The organism is Bradyrhizobium sp. NAS96.2, assembly GCF_001908235.1.
GTDB lineage: Bacteria > Pseudomonadota > Alphaproteobacteria > Rhizobiales > Xanthobacteraceae > Bradyrhizobium.
Map to the genome: position 1 here is coordinate 1 of NZ_LGHK01000340.1, position 1,562 is coordinate 1,562.

General features: G+C 57.2%; 1 protein-coding gene and 1 pseudogene. One reads left to right on the plus strand and one right to left on the minus strand.

All coding sequences use genetic code 11. From position 1 onward, the window contains the following. Positions 1–182 precede the first annotated feature (182 nt). Positions 183–458, minus strand: a pseudogene (locus AC628_RS41030) (transposase); the annotation flags it as partial. Between the two features lie 585 nt (positions 459–1,043). Here AC628_RS41030 and AC628_RS41035 point away from each other — a divergent pair. Then, complete coding sequence (locus AC628_RS41035; protein WP_074132497.1) at positions 1,044–1,214, plus strand: Flp family type IVb pilin; 171 nt, start codon at positions 1,044–1,046, stop codon at positions 1,212–1,214. Positions 1,215–1,562: the final 348 nt, after the last annotated feature.

Consider the following 1,562-nt stretch of genomic DNA (forward strand, 5'->3'; position numbering starts at 1 on the left):
GTCCGGTTCGATGAGCGAGATGTGGAAACGGAGTCACGGTCGAACTACTAAGGCACCGCCAGACGAAAGAGGCGGCAACAGATATGTTCAGCCTACAACCACCGCGCCACATCCCGACTCTACCTTGGTCGTGTAAAAACACCTTCCCCGGGAGGGCGGTGGGAAGCCAGGACGGTTTGGTCTCAGGCCGCGATCGCGGCCATCAGCGGCTTGGTCCCGACGATGTTCATGGCCCTTGTTAGGTTATAGGCCAGGACCGAGAGAGCCATCTCGGCGGCTACTTTTGGAAGCGTTTTGGTGAGGAAGTGTGTCGCTCCCATGCGGGCCTTCATGGTGCCGAACGGATGCTCGACCGTCTCGCGACGCACGCGCATGGCTTGGCCACCGAGATGGCGCTCAACGTGCTCGCCTACAACATGAAGCGCGTAATGATGATCATGGGCGTAGACGGATTGCTGGAGGCGATGCAGGCGTGAGGCCGGCCGCTGCGCGACCAAATCAGCGCCTACCGGAAGGTCCTGGTTGCCACTGAGATGACAGGGGTCGATCCCATCGAACTAGAAGCTCGGCGGCCGCGAAATGCACCGGTGCGCCCCGAGTTGCGCGATTTTCACACAGCCTGGGCCAAATGCTGACCCTCGTACATCAGTTTTTCGACTGCGGTGCGGTATCTCGTTACGCGAGCAGGCGCGGCTCGCACAGCGGCAAGTTGTCACACGACTATCGTCGCGCGTCGCAGGTGTGGCAAGTTCCACTTGCAGCCAAGCTCAATTCGCGTTCCCCCGAAAATGCCTTGCGTGCAAAATAGAAGCTCATAAGGCATTGCAGTCACCGCGATTTGGCTAACGCCGTGACCATAACTGACGTTGCGTCCATGCAGCGTTCAAGCCCGACCACACAGCTTCTAGAAAATTCGAGTCACTATTTAGTTCGATTGTCTCGCAAATCCGTGCATCGGCGATTTAGACAACCTTAGGCTTTGCCGCTCTAGTTCGTTTCAGGACGCGACAATGCGTCTCGATAGAAACTGGGCAGGTGCAATGATGAAGACTGTTTTTAGTGCATTCTTGAAGGATGAGTCGGGTGCTACGGCCATTGAGTACGGGCTGATTGCGACTGGTATTGCTATTGCGATCATCGGAGCAGTCAGCGGTGTTGGTACGAACCTGAAGGCGACCTTTGAGACCGTTAAAACGGCTTTGACGTCCGGTTAGTGATAGCCTCGGGCGGCGACCCACTCCTTGACCAAAGCGTTCTCAGCGCACCGTGGCTGGTCAAGGCGTTGCACCGGGTGTCCTATGTCACCCGGTGCGCTTGTCCAAAAGATAAACCGATCAAAGCCTGCCTTAGTCAAGCCCAAGAAAGTAACCGGATGTGAAGTCACCCCGACCAACGGCAGCTGCTGGCAAACAACCACGTCTGCACGATGTTGATCGCGTCTTCTGGAACGTCTGCAAAGGGTCACAGGACTAAACCGCTCGCGCGGTAGGGCGCTGCTGCGGTCAGCGTAGCCAAGACGATAGCGCAACGGGGCGTCCTGTCTTGAGATGAGGGGTTCGCAA

Coding starts and splice junctions, on each gene's coding strand:
- AC628_RS41035 (WP_074132497.1), top strand. CDS start 1,044: ATGAAGACTGTTTTTAGTGCATTCTTGAAGGATGAGTCGGGTGCTACG.